The 19,069-nt window shown below is 69.4% G+C and carries 16 protein-coding genes; 12 read left to right on the top strand and 4 right to left on the bottom strand.

All coding sequences use genetic code 11. The features are described from left to right. Positions 1–55: 55 nt before the first annotated feature. Together JR065_RS16135 and JR065_RS16130 are read right to left on the bottom strand one after the other, a co-directional pair. Positions 56–1,009 (bottom strand): alpha/beta fold hydrolase, encoded by a 954-nt coding sequence (locus JR065_RS16135; RefSeq protein ID WP_206235324.1) that lies wholly within the window; start codon positions 1,007–1,009, stop codon positions 56–58. Positions 1,010–1,117: 108 nt separating this feature from the next. Beyond that, the gene (locus JR065_RS16130; protein ID WP_206235323.1) at positions 1,118–3,478 is read right to left on the bottom strand and encodes a TonB-dependent receptor plug domain-containing protein; all 2,361 of its coding nucleotides are present in this window, start codon (positions 3,476–3,478) and stop codon (positions 1,118–1,120) included. 360 nt (positions 3,479–3,838) lie between these two features. Here JR065_RS16130 and JR065_RS16125 point away from each other — a divergent pair, with 360 nt between their 5' ends. The 10 genes from JR065_RS16125 to JR065_RS16080 all read left to right on the top strand — a co-directional run bounded on the left by JR065_RS16125 (position 3,839) and on the right by JR065_RS16080 (position 13,837). Beyond that, entirely contained in the window at positions 3,839–4,789 is a 951-nt protein-coding gene (locus JR065_RS16125; protein ID WP_206235322.1) for a LysR family transcriptional regulator, read from the top strand. Then, positions 4,786–6,222 (top strand): flavin-containing monooxygenase, encoded by a 1,437-nt coding sequence (locus JR065_RS16120; RefSeq protein ID WP_206235321.1) that lies wholly within the window; start codon positions 4,786–4,788, stop codon positions 6,220–6,222. The genes JR065_RS16125 and JR065_RS16120 overlap by 4 nt, the downstream gene beginning before the upstream one ends. Before the next feature lie 36 nt (positions 6,223–6,258). Then, positions 6,259–7,194: an ABC transporter permease subunit gene (locus JR065_RS21760; RefSeq protein WP_206235320.1), complete on the top strand. Its 936-nt coding sequence runs from the start codon at positions 6,259–6,261 to the stop codon at positions 7,192–7,194. Continuing rightward, complete coding sequence (locus JR065_RS16110) at positions 7,191–8,009, top strand: ABC transporter permease (protein WP_206235319.1); 819 nt, start codon at positions 7,191–7,193, stop codon at positions 8,007–8,009. The genes JR065_RS21760 and JR065_RS16110 overlap by 4 nt, the downstream gene beginning before the upstream one ends. A gap of 27 nt (positions 8,010–8,036) precedes the next feature. Further along, the gene (locus tag JR065_RS16105) at positions 8,037–9,212 is read left to right on the top strand and encodes a M24 family metallopeptidase (RefSeq protein ID WP_206235318.1); all 1,176 of its coding nucleotides are present in this window, start codon (positions 8,037–8,039) and stop codon (positions 9,210–9,212) included. A gap of 127 nt (positions 9,213–9,339) precedes the next feature. Then, complete coding sequence (locus tag JR065_RS16100) at positions 9,340–10,320, top strand: oligopeptide/dipeptide ABC transporter ATP-binding protein (RefSeq protein WP_206235317.1); 981 nt, start codon at positions 9,340–9,342, stop codon at positions 10,318–10,320. Next, the gene (locus tag JR065_RS16095; RefSeq protein ID WP_206235316.1) at positions 10,317–11,216 is read left to right on the top strand and encodes an ABC transporter ATP-binding protein; all 900 of its coding nucleotides are present in this window, start codon (positions 10,317–10,319) and stop codon (positions 11,214–11,216) included. Before JR065_RS16100 ends, JR065_RS16095 begins: the two co-directional genes overlap by 4 nt. Further along, on the top strand, positions 11,213–12,721 hold the full coding sequence (locus tag JR065_RS16090; protein WP_206235315.1) for an ABC transporter substrate-binding protein: 1,509 nt from the start codon (positions 11,213–11,215) through the stop codon (positions 12,719–12,721). Before JR065_RS16095 ends, JR065_RS16090 begins: the two co-directional genes overlap by 4 nt. A gap of 28 nt (positions 12,722–12,749) precedes the next feature. Further along, positions 12,750–13,262, top strand: a complete 513-nt coding sequence (locus JR065_RS16085; RefSeq protein ID WP_206235314.1) for a CMD domain-containing protein — start codon at positions 12,750–12,752, stop codon at positions 13,260–13,262. Next, entirely contained in the window at positions 13,259–13,837 is a 579-nt protein-coding gene (locus JR065_RS16080) for a peroxidase-related enzyme (protein ID WP_206235313.1), read from the top strand. Before JR065_RS16085 ends, JR065_RS16080 begins: the two co-directional genes overlap by 4 nt. Positions 13,838–13,846: 9 nt before the next feature. Here the strand turns inward: JR065_RS16080 and JR065_RS16075 are convergent, their stop codons facing one another. Beyond that, positions 13,847–14,425, bottom strand: coding sequence for a glutamine amidotransferase-related protein (locus tag JR065_RS16075; RefSeq protein ID WP_206235354.1), 579 nt, complete (start codon positions 14,423–14,425; stop codon positions 13,847–13,849). A 634-nt stretch (positions 14,426–15,059) separates the two neighbouring features. Between JR065_RS16075 and JR065_RS16070 the strand changes: the two genes are divergently transcribed. Further along, complete coding sequence (locus tag JR065_RS16070; RefSeq protein ID WP_206235312.1) at positions 15,060–15,833, top strand: SDR family oxidoreductase; 774 nt, start codon at positions 15,060–15,062, stop codon at positions 15,831–15,833. Positions 15,834–16,010: 177 nt separating this feature from the next. After that, entirely contained in the window at positions 16,011–16,916 is a 906-nt protein-coding gene (locus tag JR065_RS16065) for a LysR family transcriptional regulator (RefSeq protein WP_206235311.1), read from the top strand. A 290-nt stretch (positions 16,917–17,206) separates the two neighbouring features. Here the strand turns inward: JR065_RS16065 and JR065_RS16060 are convergent, their stop codons facing one another. After that, the gene (locus JR065_RS16060) at positions 17,207–19,060 is read right to left on the bottom strand and encodes an esterase/lipase family protein (RefSeq protein ID WP_206235353.1); all 1,854 of its coding nucleotides are present in this window, start codon (positions 19,058–19,060) and stop codon (positions 17,207–17,209) included. Positions 19,061–19,069: the final 9 nt, after the last annotated feature.

Here is a 19,069-nt window from a genome sequence, read left to right as displayed (position 1 = left end):
CCGCAGCAACAGAATGCGGCGATCGCCTGGGGAGTCGAGCGGCGCCTGGTTCGCCTCAACTCTCCGCCAGGAAAGCCCGGGTTTCGCGCAGCAGCACCTCCGGCGGCACCGCGTGATCGGCGCCGGGTACCACGACCAGCCTGGAACGCGGGATTTTCGATGCCATCAGCCGCGACTGCGCCGGGTCGCAGATCCAGTCCGACTCGCCGCAGATCACCAGCGTCGGCACCGGGATGTCCTTGAGCCGGTCGACCACGTCGTAGCGGCGCCAGACCTCGGGCAGGTACAGGTCATTGTGGACCTTGGCGTGATAGATGCCCTTGCGCGAGGATTCCAGGATCCTGTCGTAGTCCGCGGTGGCGCCCTCGGGCAGGTACATCGGCGCCAGCGCGAACATGATCAGGCGGAACTCCTCGTCGTCGGTGATGGTCGGGGTGAACACCTTGTCGAGCATCGCACGGGTGGCCGCCGGCGCCTTGCTGGCCGCGCGCGCCTGGAAGTTTCCGATCGCCTCCTCCTCGTGGCGATAGCTGGGCGCGGTACCGCGCAGGATCAGGTGCGTCAGGTGCTGCGGATACTTCACCGCATAGCTCAGCGCGATGAAGCCGCCGAACGAGCCGCCGGACAGCACCATCTTGCGATTGCCGCCGAGGGTCTGGCGCAGTTGCTCGATGTCCTCGACGATCTGGTCGAAGGTGTACGGCGGGGTCAGGCTGGAATGGCCGTGCCCGCGCATGTCGAAGCCGATCACGCGATAGCGGTCGGCCAGCGCCCGGTTGGCGGCGAACACGCCCTCGTGCTGGCCCTGGCCGCGGCCGCCGTGCAGCACGATCAGCGGATGCTCGTTGTCCTCGCCGGCGATGGAGTAGTTCAGCGTGGCGGCGTTGATCTGGATGCTGCGGCGCGCGGCGGCGGGCGCTCGCGCAGGCGCAGGCGGGGCGGCCTCGGCGCGAGCCAGGCCGGCGGCCGCCAGCGCGCCGATGCCTTGCAGAACTTGCCTTCGGTTCATTTCGGGTCCTCTTCGTTGGTCTTTTATTGCAGGAGCGGCTTCAGTCGCGAGAGGCTTTCCCGGAAAGCGCCATCTCCACCGAAGTGACCCCTCCATAAGCGGGCGCGGTCAGAAGTTGTAGGCCAGCCGCGCGTAGTAGTAGCCGCCGCCGAAGCCGAACGGGGAAATGTAGCCATACGCGCCCAAGCCGGTGCTGCTGACGATGCCGATCTTGTCCGGGTAGCTGTCGAACAGGTTGTTGGCGCCGACGGTCAGGGTCAGGCCGTTGGCGAAGCCGCGGTCCACGCTCAGGTCGGCGATCCACTTGGCGCCGAAGGTGCGGTCGGTGGCCGCAGTGGAGCCGGGCTGGGTCACCTCGCCGTAGCGGGTCACGCGCAGGTTGGCGCCCCACGGGCCGAGTCGCCAGTCGCCGCCGAGGATCAGCTTGTCGCGCGGGTTGCCGCGCAGCAGGTAGGTACGCGCCGAATGCCCGAAGATCGGGTATTGGGTACCCAGCACCACACTGTCGTCGACGTGTTGCAGCTCGGTCTCGTTGTGGTTGTAGGAGGCGTTCCAGCGCACTCGGCCGATGCGGCCGTAGTCGGCGCGGTACTCGGCCACCAGGTCCACGCCACGGGTGCGGGTGTCCACCGCGTTGGTGTAGAACTGCGCGCCGTTGAAGTCGTTCAGGCCGTAGGATTCCAGCAGCGCCACCACCGAGGCGTCGGTGAGCACGTCCGACAGCACGATGCGGTCGTCGATGTCGATCTGGTAGGCGTCCAGGGTCACGCTAAGCGCGTCCAGCGGCGTCCAGCTGAAGCCCAGGCTGTAGTTGCGGGATTTCTCCGGCTTGAGCGCCTGGGCGCCGAGCGCCTGGGCGATCGCCGAGGTCGGCGAGAGCAGCTTGTAGTAGTACTGCACGTAACCGTCGGTGGTGGCCTGGTAGGCGCTGACGGTGCTCTGCTGGTAGGTGTTCTGGGCCAGCGAGGGCGCGCGGAAGCCGGTGCTGGCGGTGGCGCGCAGCGCGAACTGCGGGGTGAATTCGTAGCGGGTGGTGAGCTTGCCGTTGGTGGTGTTGCCGGCGCTGTCGTCGTAGCGCTCGTGACGCAGCGCCAGCGCCGCGTACCACTTGTCGGTGGGCTGGATGCCGACCTCGGCATAGCCGGCGTAGACGTTGCGGTCGGCGCTGCCGGCATCGTCCGGGCTGATGCCACGCACGCCGGTGGCGGCGTTGGGGCTGCGTCCGGCATAGGGTCCATCGGTGTAGACGTAGTCGCCCCTGCGGTAGGAGTCCGCTTCGCCGGCACGCAGTTCCCACTTCTCGTAGCGGTGTTCCAGGCCCCAGGAAACCTGGGTCGGCTTGGCCAGGCCGGTGTCGAAGCCGCGGGTCAGGTCCAGGTTGTTGGTCCACTGGGCGAACACCTGCGCGCCCAGGCGGAAATCGCGCGGGCTGTCCGGTCCCAGCGTCGGATTGAGATTGTTGTGGCTGAGCAGGCGCACCTTGTCGTGGCTGTAGCTGGTGCTCAGGTCGGCATTCCAGCCGCCCCAGTCGTCGCGCGCGCCGAACACGAACTGGTAGTCGTTCTCGCGCAGGCCCTGGCGCGGCGAGGCGCCGTCCGGGTACAGCTCGACCAGGTTGCCGTTGGCGTTGGCCTGGCGGAAGTTGGCGTGCTTCCAGCCCTCGCGGTGGGCGGCGGTAGCGAACGAATACAGCACTGCGTCGCCTGACAGCGGCAGTTCGGCGTTGTAGGACAGGTTGGTGATCTGGGTCTTGGGGTTGCCGTAGCCCTGGTTGATCAGCTGCAGCCCCTGCGAGTTGCCGTCGGCGTCGTAGCGGGTGGCCTTGTCGGCGCGGGTGTAATTGTCTTGGTCGCGGTTGTCCAGCGCCAGGTGCAGGAAGCCGTCGTTGGGCAGCGCGAAGCCGTGGCTCACGCTCTGCTGGACGGTGATGCCGTCGCCCTCGTAGTTGCTGCCCCAGCCGAGTTGGGCCTGGCCGCCGCTGTCGTCGCGCTTGAGGATGATGTTGATGACGCCGGCGATGGCGTCCGAGCCGTATTGCGCGGCGGCGCCGTCGCGCAGGATCTCGATGTGGTCGATCGCGCTGACCGGGATCAGGTCCAGGTCGGCCGGGGTCGCGCCGCTGCTGGTCCACGAGCTGCTCTGCAACAGCGCGCTGTTGTGGCGGCGCTTGCCGTCAACCAGCACCAGCACCTGGTCGGCGTTGAGACCGCGCAGGCCGGCGGCGCGGACCACGCCGCCGGTGCCCGAGCCGGTCATCGCCGGCAGGTTGTACGAGGGCAGCAGGGCGTTGAGCGCCTCCTGCAGGCCGTCGCGGCCGATGGTCTGCAACTGTGCCGCCGGGACCACGTCGATCGGCGCCGGCGCGGCGGCCACCGTGCGGGTCTGGCCGCGGGTGCCGGTGACGGTGAGGGTGTCGAGCGTGGAGGCCTGCTGGGCGAGCGCGCCGCCGGCGCAGGCTGCCAGCGCCAAGCCGATCAGCGATGCCAGGGGGGAACGGGAGAGGCCCGGGGCGGAGTTGGGGGGGTATGGCACGGGATGCATGAAGGAGTCCGGTTCGGTAGGGATGACGCCTGCGGCTGTACGGCTGCACGGCTGCATGCAGAAATCGAATGAAGAATGCTTTTTATGAATTCTTCTTGATTATTCATGCGTTTATCCGATGCTAAATTCCGGATGCCGCGAATCGCAATAAATTCATGACTTCCGGTCATCTCCATCTGGCATTTGCTTATGCATTCGCCATCTTCGATCCACATCCCTGGTGAAATATCATCAACAAAACGGATCAATATCCGTTTTCTTTCAATTTATTGATGATCCGGAGACAGCATGGACCTGCGCCAGCTCGAAGCCTTTGCCGCGGTGATGTCGGTCGGCAGCATCACCGGGGCCGGGCAGATGCTCGGCCGCTCGCAACCGGCAGTGACGCGGCTGATCCGTGACCTGGAGGATGAGCTGGGCTTCCTGCTGTTCGAGCGCAACGGCCCCAAGGTCACGCCCACCGACAAGGCGTTCCTGTTGCAGGCCGAGGTCGAGGGCACGCTGGCCGGGGTGCGCCAGATCCGCCAGCGCGCCGAGCGCATCTGCCAGGACGAGACGTTGGAGGTGCGCTTGGTCGCCACCCCGGCGCTTGCCGCCGGGCTAGTGCCGGCGGCGCTGGCACGGCTGCCGGCCGAAACACGGCCACAGCATGTCCAGCTGCGCAGCCTGCCGGCCGAGCAGGTGGTGCACGCGGTGTTGAGCAGGACCATGGACCTGGGCGTGGTCAGCCTGCCGCTGGAGCATCGCGGCGTGGACGTGCACTGGATCGGCGAGGCGCCGTGCGTGGCGGTGCTGCCGGCCGGCTCGCCGCTGGCCGCCGCGCCGCGGCTGACGCTGGAGGCACTGGCCGGGCAGACCCTGATCACCCTGGCCAACCCGTTCCGGCTGCGCCGGCGCATCGACAAGGTGCTGGCGGGTGCGCCGCAGCCGCTGCACGTGCTGGAGACCAATGCCTCGCTCAACGCCACGCAGATGGCGCGCGCCGGGCTGGGCATCGCCCTGGTCGATCCGGTCAGCGCGCTGGGCATCCCGCAGGACGGCGTCGTGGTGCGTCCGCTGGAAGTCGACATACCTTTCTTCTTCGGCACGATCACGCCCTACGCGCACCCGCTCTCGGCCAGCACGCGGGCGCTGATCGGATCGCTGGAGGACACCGCACGCGCGTTGCTGCCCGGCTTCGTGCGCCACGAACTCGGCGCCCACGATGCGCTGCTGCAACGGATCCACGGCGACGCATGAGCCACCTCCCCCCTCCCCCCACGAATCTGGAAGCCCTGGAAGCGCGGTTGCGCCAGGACCTGGCGTGGCTGGAACTGCCGCCGCGCCCGTGGGTACCCGAACGCCGCCGGCATGGACAGCAGCTGCTGGACGTGGCGGTGATAGGCGGCGGCATGGCCGGGCTGGCCGCCGCCACCGCGCTGCGCCTGAGCGGCGTGCGCGCGCAGGTGTTCGATCGTTCCGGGCCGGGCCGCGAAGGTCCATGGCTGGACTACGCGCGGATGCGGACGCTGCGCTCGCCCAAGCAACTGACTGGCCCGGCGCTGGGGCTGCCTGCACTGACCTTCCGCGCCTGGTACGAGGCCCGCTTCGGCACGCAGGCGTGGGAAGCACTGGACAAGATTCCGCGCACGCAGTGGATGGACTATCTGGTCTGGTACCGCAAGGTGATGCAGGTGCCGGTGGCCAACCACACCGAGCTGCTCGGCCTGCGCGGCGAGGACGACCTGCTGGCGCTGCGTCTGCGCGACGCCGGCGGCGAGCGCGAACTGTTCGCACGGCGGCTGGTGCTGGCGACCGGCCGCGACGCCTTGGGCGGGGCTGTGATCCCGGACTTCTGCTCCGGGCTGTCGCGCAGGCTGTGGGCGCATTCGGCGGAACCGATCGACTTCGCCGCGCTGCGCGGGCGCCGGGTCGGGGTGATCGGCGCCGGCGCCTCGGCGATGGACAACGCCGCCTGCGCGCTGGAGGCTGGCGCCGCCGAGCTGGACCTGTTCGTGCGCCGCGCGCGAATGCCGACCATCAACAAGGGCAAGGGCGGCAGTGGCCCCGGCAACTTCCTCGGCTATGCCGGGCTGCCGGACGCGTGGAAGTGGCGCTTCCAGCACTACGTCAACCAGCAACAGGTGCCGCCGCCGCGCGACAGCACGCTGCGGGTGTCGCGCCACGCCAATGCCCGCTTCCATTTCGCCAGCCCGGTGCTGGAACTGTGCGAGGAGGACGGCGAGCTGCTGCTGCGCACGCCCAAGGGCGAGTACCGGCTGGACTTCCTGATCGTGGGCACCGGCTTCGGCGTGGACTTGGCGCAGCGCCCGGAACTGGCGGCGCTGGCCCCGCACATCCGGTTATGGAAGCACCGTTTCCCCACCCCGCCCGGCCAGGACGACGCCGAGCTGGAGAACTCGCCCGACCTGGGGCTGGATTTCGCGTTCCAGCAACGCGAGCCCGGCGCGTGCCCATGGCTGGCGCGCGTGCACTGCTTCAACTACCCGGCGGCGCTGAGCCTGGGCAAGCTGTCCGGTGACATTCCCGGCATCAGCGTCGGCGCCTGGCGCCTGGCCCACGCGCTGGCCGGGCACTTCTACGCCGAGGATCGCGAGCAGCACTTCGCGGCGCTGCAGGCCTACGAAGAACCGGAACTGTTCGGCGACGAGTGGACCGATGCCGATGCGTGACGGCGACCGCCCGATCGTTGCAGCAGGGAGCCTGCGGTGACGGCCGGCCTGCTGCGCCACGTCGGCGGGCACGCGCTGGGCGCCTTGCTGGCGGTCTGGGGCGCGGTCAGCATCGTGTTCGTCGCCACCCGCATGATCGGCGATCCGACGGCGCTGCTGCTGCCGGTCGGCGCCGGCCCGGAACAGCTGGCCGCGCTGCGCGCTGCGCTCGGCCTGGAGCGACCGCTGGCGCTGCAATACGGCCACTACCTGCTGGCGGCTCTGCACGGGGACTTCGGCACCTCGTTCGTACACGGGCGACCGGCGCTGGCGCTGGTGCTGGAACGGCTGCCGGCCACCGCGACGCTGGCCGCGGCGGCGCTGGGACTGGGCGTCGCGCTGGGACTGGCGGCCGGCCTGATCGGCGCGCTGGCGCGTCCGCGCTGGCTGCGCGCGACGGCTATGGCGCTGGCCGCGCTCGGCCAGGCCACCCCGGCGTTCTGGCTCGGCATCGTGCTGGTCATGGGATTCTCGGTGCGCCTGGGCTGGCTGCCGACCGGCGGCAACGGCGGCCCGGCGCACCTGCTGCTGCCGGCGCTGACGCTGGCCGCGGCGATCGCCGCCAGCGTGGCGCGGCTGCTGCGCGCCAGCGTGCTGGAGGTGCTGACCGAGGACCACGTGCGTACCGCGCGCGCCAAAGGCCTGCTGCCGGCGACGATCCTGTGCTGGCACGTATTGCGCAACGCGCTGGCGCCGGTGCTCACGCTCACCGGCATCCTCGCCGGCGAGCTGCTCGGCGGCGCGATCGTGGTCGAAACCGTGTTCGCCTGGCCGGGCATCGGCCGGCTGCTGATCCAGGCCATCGGCGGGCGCGACTTTCCCGTAGTGCAGGCAGCGGTACTGGTGATCGCGCTGGCCTACGTCGGCATCAATCTGCTGGTGGACCTGGGCTACGGCCTGCTCGACCCGCGCCTGCGCAGGAGCGGGCGATGAACGCCGTCGCGCTGCCGCGCGCGCGCGGCCGCTGGCTGATGCCGGCGCTGCTGGCATTGCCGCTGCTGATGCTGCTCGGCGCGTCGTGGCCGGGCCTGCCCGACCCGGACCACATCGATCTGGCGCAGCGATTGCGCGCGTCCAATTGGCAGCACTGGCTCGGCACCGACCCGCTCGGTCGCGACCTGCTGGCGCGGCTGCTGCACGGCAGCCGCATCACCCTGTCGCTGGCGCTGGGCGCGGTGCTGCTCGGCGGCCTGGCCGGCACCGCGCTCGGACTGGTCGCCGGCTACCTGGGCGGGGCCTGGGAGCGCGTGCTGATGCGTTTGACCGACATGCAGATGGCGCTGCCGACGCTGTTGCTGGCGCTGTTGATCGTCGCCGCGCTTGGGCCTGGCATCGCCAACCTCGTGATCATTCTCGCCCTGACCGGCTGGACCCGCTTCGCGCGCGTGGTGCGCGGCCAGGTGCTGGCGCTGCGCGAGCGCGAGTTCATCCTCTCCGCGCACGCGATCGGCGCCGGCCCGCTGCGGATCATGCTGCGCCACCTGCTGCCCAACCTGCTCGGCCCACTGCTGGTGCTGGCGACGCTGGAGCTGGCGCGGGTGATCCTGATCGAGGCGGCGCTGAGCTACCTCGGCCTGGGCGTACAGCCGCCCACCGCCAGCTGGGGCCGGATGCTCGCCGAGGGCGAACCCTACATCGCCAGCGCCTGGTGGGTGGTGAGTTACCCCGGCATCGCCATCGTCGCCACCGTACTGGCCATCAACCTGGGCGGCGACCACCTGCGCGACCACCTCGATCCCCGCCGCTGACCTTCTCTTCCGGAACCTGGAATCGCCATGACCGACCCCCACGACAAGCTCCAGCGCCTGCGCCGCGCGATGGCCGAGCAGGACATCGACCTGCTGATCACGCTCAAGCCCGAGCACAGCTACTACCTGGGCGGTTTCAACCCGATCATCTACAGCCACCCGGTGGTGGCGCTGCTGCCGCGCGAGGGCGAGCCGCGGCTGCTGGTGCACGCGCTGCGCGACGACCACGCGCGCGCCAGCACCGCGCTGGAGCACATCCACCTGTACGGCGCCTGGTCGACCAAGGTGACGATGGGGCCGGACTGGCTCCAGGCGCTGGCGACGATCGTCGCCGAGCTTGGCCTGGAGCGCGCGCGCATCGGCGTGGAGGAGGAATTCCTGACCGTGCAGCGCCAGCGCCAACTGGCCCAGGCGCTGCCGCAGGCGCGCTGGGCCGACAGCTCCAAGCTGTTCTTCGAGGCGCGCATGCTCAAGAGCGCGGCCGAGATCGCCGACGCGCGCATCGCCGCGGACCTGGCCAACGTCGGCATGGACGCGGCGGTGCGCGCGTTGCGCGAGGGCGGCAGCGAGCGCGAGATCGCCCTGGCCTCACAGGCAGCGATGGGCCGGCACTGGAACGAACGCTATCCCGAGGTGGAGGTGGCCGACTTCGGCAGCCTGGAGGGCGGCGTGTTCCACGGCCTGCAGACCTGGGTGCTGAGCGGCGAGCGCATGTTCGTCAACGCCGACGTGCCGACCACGCGCCGGCCGCAGCCGGGCGAGCTGAGCTCGATCCTGATCTGGACCAGCGCCAACGGCACCCACGCCGAGATCGAGCGCACCGTCGCCCGCGGCGCGATCCCCGACAGCCATCGCCATGCGCTGGACACGATCTTCGAACTGCGCGAAGCGCTGCGCCCGTTGCTGCGCCCCGGCACGCCGATCGCCGAGCTGTTCCAGGCCGCCAAGGCCGGGCTGGAGCGGCGCGGCTACCCACGCAACATTCCCGGCCGGATCGGCCACGGCATCGGCCTGGGCGCGCACGAGGCGCTGTCGCTGGACGCGCATTCGCCGTACGTGCTGGAACCGGGGATGCTGATCACCTTCGAGCCGAACCTGCGGGTGCCGCCGGTGTGCGGCACGCAGATCTCCGACACCGTGCTGATCAGCGCCGACGGGCACGAGTTCCTGACCGGCGGCCACGACGGCTTCGTGCAGGCCTGAGATGAGCAACAGCGCATCGCCACCTGCAGGAGCGACTTCCGTTGCGGCCGGGCCTTTCCCGGAAAGCCCCCCGCGGCTGATGGCCCGAGACCGCGCAGCGCCGCTCCTGCAGGTCGAGGACCTCCAGGTGAGCTTCACCACCCCGCGCGGGACCGTGCGGATCGTGCACGGTGTGAGCTACAGCGTGGCCGCCGGCGAGACCCTGGCCATCGTCGGCGAAAGCGGCAGCGGCAAGAGCGTACAGGCGCTGGCGATCGCCGGGCTGCTGGAACCGAAGGTCGCGCGCGTGTCCGGCCGGGTGATGCTGGGCGGGCGCGACCTGCTGGCGCTGGGCGAGCCGGCGCTGCGCGAGATCCGCGGCCGCGACATCGGCTTCGTATTTCAGGACCCCATGACCTCGCTGAACCCGCTGCTGACGATCGGCCGCCAGCTTGCCGAGCCGCTGTACCGGCACCTGCGGCTGGACCGGGAAGCGGCGAGGAATCGCTGCCTCGAACTGCTGGAGCAGGTCGGCGTCGACCGCGCGTCGCGGCGCCTGCAGCAGTACCCGCACCAGCTTTCCGGCGGCCAACGCCAGCGCGTGATGATCGCCATCGGCATCGCCTGCCGTCCGCGCCTGCTGATAGCCGACGAAGCCACCACTGCGCTGGACGTCACCGTGCAGGCGCAGATCGTCGACCTGCTGCGCGAACTGAAGGATGCGCTGGGCATGGCGCTGGTCTGGATCACCCACGACATGGGCGTGGTCGCGCGCCTGGCCGACACCGTGCAGGTGATGTACGCCGGCCGCATCGCCGAGCGCGGCCCGGTCGATGCGCTGTTCCACGACCCACGCAGCGCCTACACCCTGGGCCTGCTGCGCTCGCTGCCCGGCTCAGTGTCGCCTCGTCGTCCCCACGGCGGCCGCCTGCGCGCAATCCCCGGACAGCCGCCGGACCCGTTCGCGCCGCCACCGGGCGATCCGTTCGAGCCGCGCAATCCCTACGCCACCGAGCGCTGCCGGCGCGAACTGCCGCCGCTGCGCCCGGCCGAGGACGCCGCGCCCGGCCACCTGGTCGCGGCCTGGTACGACCTGCGGCGCGCATTGGCCGAGGAGTCGTGCGCATGAGCGGCAACGAGGTGCTGGTGCGCGCCGACAACCTGTGCAAGCGCTACGGCGGCGCCGGACCGCTGCACTCCCCGACGCCTCTGGCCGTGGACCGGGTCTCGTTCGGGTTGGCCGCCGGCGAGACGCTGGCGCTGGTCGGCGAGTCCGGCTCGGGCAAGAGCAGCGTCGGCCGCCTGCTGCTGCGGCTGGAGCAGGCCACCTCCGGCGAGGTGCATTTCGAAGGCCGCGCGCTCGGCGGCCTGGGCCGGCGCGAACTGCGGCCGCTGCGCCAACGCATGCAGATGATCTTCCAGGACCCGTACTCGGCGCTGGACCCGCGCATGCGCGTGGGCGAATTCGTCGCCGAACCACTCCAGGTGCATCGGCTGGCACGCGGGCGCGGCGAGCGCGAACAGCGCGTGGCCGAACTGTTCCGGCAGGTCGGGCTGGACCCGGCCCTGATGCAGCGCTGGCCACACCAGTTCTCCGGTGGGCAGCGCCAGCGCATCGCCATCGCCCGCGCGATCGCGCTGCAGCCGCGCTTCATCGTCGCCGACGAGCCAATCACCGCGCTGGACGTGTCGATCCAGGCGCAGATCGTCAACCTGCTGCAGGACATCCAGCAGCACACCGGCGTGGCCTACCTGTTCATCAGCCACGACCTGAGCATGGTGCAGTACCTGAGCCGGCGCGTGGCGGTGATGCGCGCCGGGCGCATCGTCGAGTTGGCGCCGACCGCGCAGCTGTTCGAGGATCCGCGCCATCCTTACACGCAGGCGCTGCTGTCGGCGGTGCCGGTGGCCGACCCACGCGTAGAGCGCACGCGCCGCCGCATCGACTTCGACCCGGCACGCCATGCGCCCGCCACCGATGCGGCGTTGCGCGAGGTCGCGCCCGGGCATTGGGTGCTGCAATGACGCCACGGCTGCTCCTGTCGATGTTGTTCGCGCTGGCGCTGGCCGCCTGCGCCCCCCGCACCGCACCCGAGTCCGCCGCGCGAGCGCTGGTGATCGCGCTGCCGGCCGACCTCGCCACGCTGGACCCGCACATGACCGCTGCGGTGGGCGGCAACCTCAGCGTGCTCGGCCACCTGTATCCGGCGTTGGTCGAGCGCGGCCCGGACCTGAAGTTGGGCCCGGCGCTGGCCGAGTCGTGGCAGGCGCTCTCGCCGACGCACTGGCGTTTCCGCCTCGCGCCCGGCGCGCGCTTCGCCGACGGCGAGCCGCTGGACGCGGCCGCCGTCAAGTGGAACCTGGAGCGCGTGCTCGACCCGGCCATCCACGCCCGCATCCGGTTCTGGTTCGAGCCGATCGTACGGGTCGAGGCGCCGGATGCGCGCACGCTCGACATCCACACCCGCACTGCGTTCCCGGCACTGCCGGCGCAGCTGTCTATGCTGTTGCTGCTGCCGCCGCGCTGGGCCGCCCGCCACGACCCCGCCACCGAGGTCAGCTCGGGCGGCCCCTACGAACTGGTCGAGAACGTCCCCGGCGACCATCTGCGACTGCGCCGCAATCCCGGCTACTGGGGACGCAAGCCGGCCTTCGCCGAGGTCGAGTTCCGCATCATCCCCGCGGCCACCGCGCGCGTGGCCGCGCTGCTGGCCGGCGAGGTCGATCTGATCACCGGGCTGCCGCTGGCCGAGGTCGCGCGCATCCGCGCCAGCGGCCGCGCGCAGGCCGGCAGCGTGCCGTCGATCCGCTCGGTGTTCGTCAAGCTCAACACGCTGGCACCGCCGCTGGACGATGTCCGCGTGCGCCGGGCGCTCAACTACGCGATCGACAAGCAGGCGATCTCCCAAGCGCTGTTCGACGGTCAGGCGCCGGTGTTGCAGTGCCAGTTGCTAACCCCCGAGTACCTCGGCTTCGACCCGGTGCTGAAGCCCTATCCCTACGACCCGGCGCGCGCCCGCGCGCTGCTGCGCGAGGCCGGGATAGCCGCCGGCACGCGGCTGGAACTGGAAGTGCCGGTCAACTACACCCCACAGGGCGAGGAGGTCGCGCAGGTGGTCGCCGCGCAGTTGCAGGCCGTCGGCCTGGACGTGCGCCTGACCCAGCTGGACTCGGCCTACTACATGGACAAGTACATCAAGGCGCGCAAGCTCGGCGCGCTGTCGCTGCTGACCCACGCCTGGCCGACCATCGACGCCGACGGCCTGTTGTCGCTGCTGCACAGCGACAGCCCCTACGCCTATTACCGCGATCCGGAACTGGACCGCCTGCTGGCCGAGGGCCGCGGCACGCTGGACGCGGTCGCGCGCGAGCGCATCTACCACCGCGCCGAGGCGCACCTGTGCGAACAGGCGCCGGTGATCTTCCTCTACGCCCAGCCGGCAACCTGGGCCGCCTCGCCGCGGATCCACTGGCAGCCGCGCGGCGACGACTGGATCCGCGCCTACGACATCGCGCCGGCACCGCGCTGAGCCCCTCCCTCCCTTCGACGGACACTCCATGACCCCTTCGACGCCCGACTGTATCGACGCTGCCCTCGGCATCGCCGCCGACTCGCCGCTGGACGCGCTGCGCCGGCGCCGCGACAAGGTCCGCGACGGCACCCAGGGCAGCTACGAAGCGTTGTTCGATTCCGCTCTTCCCCCGCCCGAGCTGCGCGACCGGCTGCTGGTCGCGCTGCACGCCGCGCGCCTGTCCGACGCGACGGAACTGGCGTCGCACTACCGCCGGCGCCTGCTGGAATTGCCGGCCGACGCGGCGCTGCTGGAGGCGGCCGAGCGCGGCCGGGAAGACGCCATCGCCGACACCCGGCTGCAGGCGATGCTCCGCTACGCACGCACCCTGCTGCTGCGCCCGCTGGACGGCGACCGCGCGGCGCTGCAAGTGCTCGCCGTGGCCGGGCTGGACACCGCACAGATCGTCGCACTGTCGCAACTGATCGCCTTCCTGTCCTACCAGGTCCGGCTCGCCGCCGGGCTACGCGCGCTTGCCGCACTGGAGGCGGCGGCATGATCGAGATCCACGGCTTCACCGACGCGCCACTGGCCTGGTCGCCATGGCTGGAAACGGTCGATCCGCAGCGGGCCAGCCCGGCCCAACTCGAAGTGCTGGACGAAAGCGGCGCCAACGCCCGCCAGTCGCCGTACTACCTGACCCTGGCGCACCAGCCGGACGTGCTGCGCCAACGCTCGCGCACCTACAACGCGATCATGTACGCCCCCGGCGGGCTGCCGCGCGCCGAGCGCGAACTGGCCGCCACCGCGGTCTCACGCGTCAACGGCTGCGTCTATTGCGGCTCGGTGCACGCGCGTCGCTTCGAGCAACTGTCACGGCGCGAGGACGCGATCATCCAGGTCTTCGAGGACCCGCATAGCGCCGGTACCACGCCGCGCGAACGCGCCATCGTGCACTTCGCGGTCGAACTGACCCTGGCGCCCAGCGCCATCGGCGCCGAACAGTTGCGCCCGCTGCGCGAGGCCGGCCTGGACGATCTTGAGATCCTAGACCTGATCCACGGCATCGCGATCTTCGCCTGGGCCAACCGGCTGATGCTCAACCTCGGCGAACCGGTGGCGGCCGCCGGCTGAACGCCGGAATCAGCGCTCCAGGAAGTTCTTCAGCAACGCGTGGCCATGCTCGGTGAGGATCGACTCGGGGTGGAACTGCACGCCCTCGACCGGGAACTGGCGATGGCGCAGGCCCATGATCTCCTCGATCGAGCCGTCCTCGTTCTCGGTCCAGGCGGTGACTTCCAGGCACGCCGGCAGCGTGGTCTTCTCGACCACCAGCGAATGGTAGCGGGTGGCCTCGTAGCGGTCCGGCAGGCCGGCGAACACGCCGCGGCCTTCGTGGCGGATGCGCGAGGTCTTGCCGTGCATGATGGTGCCGGCGCGGACCACGTCGCCGCCGTAGGCCTGGCCGATGCTCTGGTGGCCCAGGCACACGCCGAGGATCGGCGTGCGCTGGCCGAGCCGCTCGATCAGTTGCAGCGAAACCCCGGCCTGGTCCGGGGTGCACGGGCCGGGCGAGATCACGATGCGTTCCGGCGCCAGCTGCTCGATCTCGTCCACGCTCAGCGCATCGTTGCGCACCACCTTGACCTCCGCGCCGAGCGCCTGCAGGTACTGCACGAGGTTGTAGGTGAAGCTGTCGTAGTTGTCGAGCATCAGCAGCACGTCTGCATCATCCAATTGATTTTGAAGGATATTCGGGATTTCGACGGCTTTGATACACGCTCCATTGCACTCATCGGCAGCCGCCAAGCAGCCTTGGAGCGCCATTATCCGACGAACTGGATGGCGGGGACAGGGCCGCCCCTCCCGCGCCGATCTCAGCAGCATCACTCTCGTCGCGAGCCGCTTGTCTCCCGCATCGCGCACCGCATGCCTCCCGGTCATGCGCACACGTACGTAATACGGGTCTCCATCCGAAGGCGGCTCCGGATGGAAACGCCCGATCGATTCGTCCTGCCATGGAAACAGGACTTGAAGAGTATCGACAGGCACCCAGGAAAACGCACATACGGGGATGGGGTCAATGAAGCCTGGCGGATCAGCGGAGACGGTGTCGGTTCGGACGCATCGATTTTCCCGATGCCATCTTCCGGCCGTTGAGCCACGTGTATCAGCGCTTGGCCCGCGCGCAGTGCGAGTGCGTGCCTTGCCCGTGGAGGCGGAAGACCGGGCACGACTTTCTCCAAGCCTTGATTGGATCGTTTTGCTGGACAATCCATCCAGCCATACATGGCTTATCTATCTCTTTCTGCCTTCTAGACTCAGATCTCCCAACACGCCTTCAGAGGAGGCCGCCATGGCAGACCATTCCATCAAGGGCAAGACCGTGCTCATCGCCGGCGGGGCCAAGAACCTCGGCGGACTCATCGCCCGCGATCTCGCGCAGCAGGGCGCCAAGGCCGTCGTTGTCCACTACAACAGCGAGGGCAGCAAGGCCGACGCCGACGCGACGGTCGCCGCGGTGAAGGCGGCAGGGGCGCAGGCCGCGGCGATCCAGGCGGACCTGACGACGGCCGGCGCGGTCGAGAAGCTGTTCGCCGACGCTATCGCCGCTGCGGGCAAGCCAGACATCGCCATCAACACCGTGGGCAAGGTGCTCAAGAAGCCGATGGCCGAGATCAGCGAAGCCGAGTACGACGAGATGACGGCCGTCAACTCCAAGACGGCGTTCTTCTTCCTCAAGGAAGCTGGCAAGAACCTCAACGACAACGGCAAGATCTGCACCGTAGTCACGTCCCTGCTTGGCGCGTTCACCCCGTTCTACGCCGCCTATGCCGGCACCAAAGCGCCAGTGGAGCACTACACCCGGGCAGCGTCCAAGGAATTCGGCGCGCGCGGCATCTCGGTGACGGCCGTGGGTCCAGGTCCGATGGACACGCCGTTCTTCTACCCGGCCGAAGGCGCCGATGCAGTGGCCTATCACAAGACAGCCGCGGCGCTCTCGGGCTTCAGCAAGACCGGCCTGACCGACATCGAGGACGTGGTGCCCTTCATTCGCCATCTGGTCAGCGACGGCTGGTGGATCACCGGCCAGACCATTCTCATCAATGGCGGCTACACGACCAAGTAGCGGCTATCTGGACATGAGTCGCCGATTTCGACCGCGTCCTGCACTGCAATGGGCTCGTGGGGCGGGAGACCGCGCTCCCAGGAGCGGGCATTCCTCGACCTGGGGCGGCTTCGGCGGATGAAACCTGCCATGCGGGATCCGGCTGCCGGCACCTGCGAGGTCATGTAAAAAGGCCGAATGGACAAACTCGACCAGTATCGCGTCTTCGTTCAAGTGGCCGAGATGGGCAGTTTCATCAAGGCCGCCCACGCACTGGACCTGCCGCGCGCATCGGTGTCGGCGGCCATCCAGCACCTCGAATCGGCGATGGGCACGCGCTTGCTGCATCGGACGACACGGCAGGTGCGATTGACGGCCGATGGCGTCCAGTTGCTCGAGCGCGTCCGTCTGTTCCTCGCCGAAGCCGAAGACATCGGCCAGCTGTTCCAGGCCGGCCAACGCAAGATCTCAGGGCGGCTCAACGTGGACGTGCCCAGCCGCATCGCCCGCCGGCTCATAGCCCCTGCCCTGCCAGGATTTCTGCGTCGCTATCCCCGTCTTCAATTGGCCCTGGGCGCCACTGACCGCGTGATCGACTTGGTGCACGAAGGCGTGGATTGCGCCGTGCGGATCGGCACACTGCACGACAGCAGCCTGGTCGCGCGCTCCATCGGCCATATCGCGCTGATCAACTGCGCCAGTCCGGGCTATCTGCATGAGCACGGGATGCCCGGCGATCCCGATGAACTGGCCAGGAGCCACTGGTCTGTGGGATATGCCTCCGCCTCCACAGGACGGGAACTGCCCTGGGAGTACCGCGTTTCGGGCGCCGAACAGCGTGTGCCCGTACCCAGCCGGGTGATCGTCAACAACGCCGAGAACTATATCGCCTGCTGCGTATCCGGGATGGGATTGATCCAGATTCCGCGCTTCGACGTGCAGCACCTGCTCGACCGGGGCGAGTTGGTGGAGGTCATGCCTGACTTCCGCGCCGCGCCCATGCCGGTGTCGCTCATCTACCCGAATCGGCGGCAGCGCTCGCATCGCCTCATCGCGTTCATCGAATGGTTCGAAGCCTTGATGCGGCCTCACCTTGAGCGGTGAGGCGAACGCCGACCGGCAGGCAGCCCGAGCAGCCGTGGCGGGCCGCCATCTGCGCAGAATGACTCAACCGTCACCGAGCGAGTGTAGCGTCGCCGCCGTGGCGCCCGCGGAACCTGAGGCCGGCGCGCGCCCGGCCATCGCGAGAACGCAAGGCGCCGAACGCCAAGGCTTGCGGCAATGGCGATTCGCGCTCGACCCGATAGCGCCGGTTCCACCGGCTTCGCCTGACCGGAACGCGACCTGCAGACACTCCACTGGTACTCCCCGCCAGTCGGCGCAAGTGACGCGGCTTACGGCGCCGCTCGCAGCAGCCGGCGGATCTCGAGGATCGCCTGCGGCGTTTCCTGCACGCTGTGCCCGGACGCGATGACCGTCTCCGACGCCGCGCCGTCCAGGTGCGCGCTCCAGTACGGCACGAACCCGTCGTCGGATTGCGGCGGCGGCACCTGGGCGTCGCGACGGGCGATGATCGAGTGATAGGCGACGTGCGGCGAGATCTTCAGCTCCGCGGCGGCGCGGACGAAGTCGTCGCGATCGCTCAGGTTGTCCATGCTGGTCGGCAGCTTGCCGACCGCGCCGGTGCGGGCGATGTCCTGGAACTGGTTGACAATGCGCGCTTGTATGCCGATCAGGCGTCCCACCAGGGTGCCGAGCGTGCCCGTCGCATGCGGGGTTCCACGATGCGGCGAGGCCAGAAAGATCGCCTCGGAGACTTCAGGCATCGGCTCGAAATGCATCATCGGCGACAACTTGCATTGCACTGCCTGCATCGCCTGCGCGGACAGGGTGCTGTTGCCGAACAGGCGCTGCCAGAGTCGGTCGCCCTCGCTGGAGGACACCATCAACCGCGCCAGCACGCCCCCCATGCTGTGCCCGACCAGTACCATGCCGTGCGCCGAGGCGCTGCGCCGTTGCGGATCGAAATGATCCAGCGCCTGTTCCAGGCCGTTGCGGATCTCCATGTGGTTGTAGGCAATCGGCAGATTGGTCGGGTAATAGACCAGCCAGATCTGGTAGCGGGCGCGCACCTGTTCGTCGCCCAGCAGTTCGTTGGCCAGGTTCACCCATGCCTCGGGACTGCTGGCCAGGCCGTGCAGCAGCACCAGCACCCGGCGGTTGGGATCGTAGGGCTGGGTCAGGAAGATATGCGGCCGGTCGATGCCATGGGCCATGCCGAACAACGTACGCAACGACTGCTTGGCGAAGCCGGAGCGTGCCATCCAGACCCCGTAGCCAGCGCTGAAGTTGCCGGCCAAGGGCACTGTGCGGCCGCCCAGCGTGGTGCGGGCGCTCAGGTACGGATCGTAGGCTTCCACCCGTACCGCACGGCTGGCGAGTACCTTGGCCAGGGTGCCGCCATCGAAGCGGAGCAGCACGGTCAGGTTCGGCGTCGGCATTGCGCTGTAGGCCGCACTCGCCTCGTCCGGCTCGCTTGCCTCGTCCCGCAGCGACATCGCATTGGGTAGCAGCGCCACCATCTCCGAACCGAACCCGTCGCGCCGGTGGAGGCCGCGCAGCCCGGTGAAGCGCATGCCGCCAGCCGGCAGCATCGCGCCCGGCATCGGCATCTCCTGCAGTGCGCCCAACTGGCTCACGTCCAGTACGATCCTCCAGCCAGGCAGCGCCGACAGTTCCGCCGCGCTGTCGGCCTGCTGGCCCTGCCGCTGGAAGCGCACGAACAGCAACGACACCGCCTGTTGTACCGCGAAGTTGTAATAGTCGCGAACCTGGGTCTGACGGTCCTCGAAGGCGCGTTCGTCCGGCGCGCGATCGCTGAAGAACAGGTAGGCATAGGCGTAGCGCGCGGTCTCCAGCCACGCGGTCAGTTCCATGTCGCTGCTCGGCTGGCTCCTTGACGTGCGCAGCGATGCCTGCAGCCACAGTTCGGCGATGGCCGCCAGCTTGCGCTCCTGCGCCAGGCCGTCGCTGTCGAGCAACTGCTCGGCGCAATGCCGGGTCTGGGTGCTGCAGGCGCTTTCGCTCAGGCCGAGCACCGCGAGCGTCTCGGTCGCCTGGGTGCCGAGATGGCCGGTGCTGAGCGGGTCGCCGCGCTTGGCTTGGATGTACTCCGCCGCGCTCACGGATTTCAGCTTGACCATGGCGCAGCCGCTGGCGCCCAGCGCCAGACACAGCACGGCAAGCATGCGCCAGGC

The sequence above is a fragment of the Xanthomonas sp. genome, from assembly GCF_017163755.1.
Taxonomy (GTDB): Bacteria; Pseudomonadota; Gammaproteobacteria; order Xanthomonadales; family Xanthomonadaceae; genus Xanthomonas_A.
The sequence above is the reverse complement of the archived record's forward strand: the minus strand, read 5'-3'. Positions and strand labels throughout refer to the sequence as shown.

What these genes read in the sequence shown, in the direction of transcription:
- JR065_RS16110 (WP_206235319.1), top strand. Translation starts at nt 7,191, where the DNA reads ATGAACGCCGTCGCGCTGCCGCGCGCGCGCGGCCGCTGGCTGATGCCG.
- JR065_RS16105 (WP_206235318.1), top strand. Translation starts at nt 8,037, where the DNA reads ATGACCGACCCCCACGACAAGCTCCAGCGCCTGCGCCGCGCGATGGCC.
- JR065_RS16125 (WP_206235322.1), top strand. Translation starts at nt 3,839, where the DNA reads ATGGACCTGCGCCAGCTCGAAGCCTTTGCCGCGGTGATGTCGGTCGGC.
- JR065_RS16090 (WP_206235315.1), top strand. Translation starts at nt 11,213, where the DNA reads ATGACGCCACGGCTGCTCCTGTCGATGTTGTTCGCGCTGGCGCTGGCC.
- JR065_RS16085 (WP_206235314.1), top strand. Translation starts at nt 12,750, where the DNA reads ATGACCCCTTCGACGCCCGACTGTATCGACGCTGCCCTCGGCATCGCC.
- JR065_RS16065 (WP_206235311.1), top strand. Translation starts at nt 16,011, where the DNA reads ATGGACAAACTCGACCAGTATCGCGTCTTCGTTCAAGTGGCCGAGATG.
- JR065_RS16120 (WP_206235321.1), top strand. Translation starts at nt 4,786, where the DNA reads ATGAGCCACCTCCCCCCTCCCCCCACGAATCTGGAAGCCCTGGAAGCG.
- JR065_RS16080 (WP_206235313.1), top strand. Translation starts at nt 13,259, where the DNA reads ATGATCGAGATCCACGGCTTCACCGACGCGCCACTGGCCTGGTCGCCA.
- JR065_RS16060 (WP_206235353.1), bottom strand. Translation starts at nt 19,060, where the DNA reads ATGCTTGCCGTGCTGTGTCTGGCGCTGGGCGCCAGCGGCTGCGCCATG.
- JR065_RS16095 (WP_206235316.1), top strand. Translation starts at nt 10,317, where the DNA reads ATGAGCGGCAACGAGGTGCTGGTGCGCGCCGACAACCTGTGCAAGCGC.
- JR065_RS16135 (WP_206235324.1), bottom strand. Translation starts at nt 1,009, where the DNA reads ATGAACCGAAGGCAAGTTCTGCAAGGCATCGGCGCGCTGGCGGCCGCC.
- JR065_RS16070 (WP_206235312.1), top strand. Translation starts at nt 15,060, where the DNA reads ATGGCAGACCATTCCATCAAGGGCAAGACCGTGCTCATCGCCGGCGGG.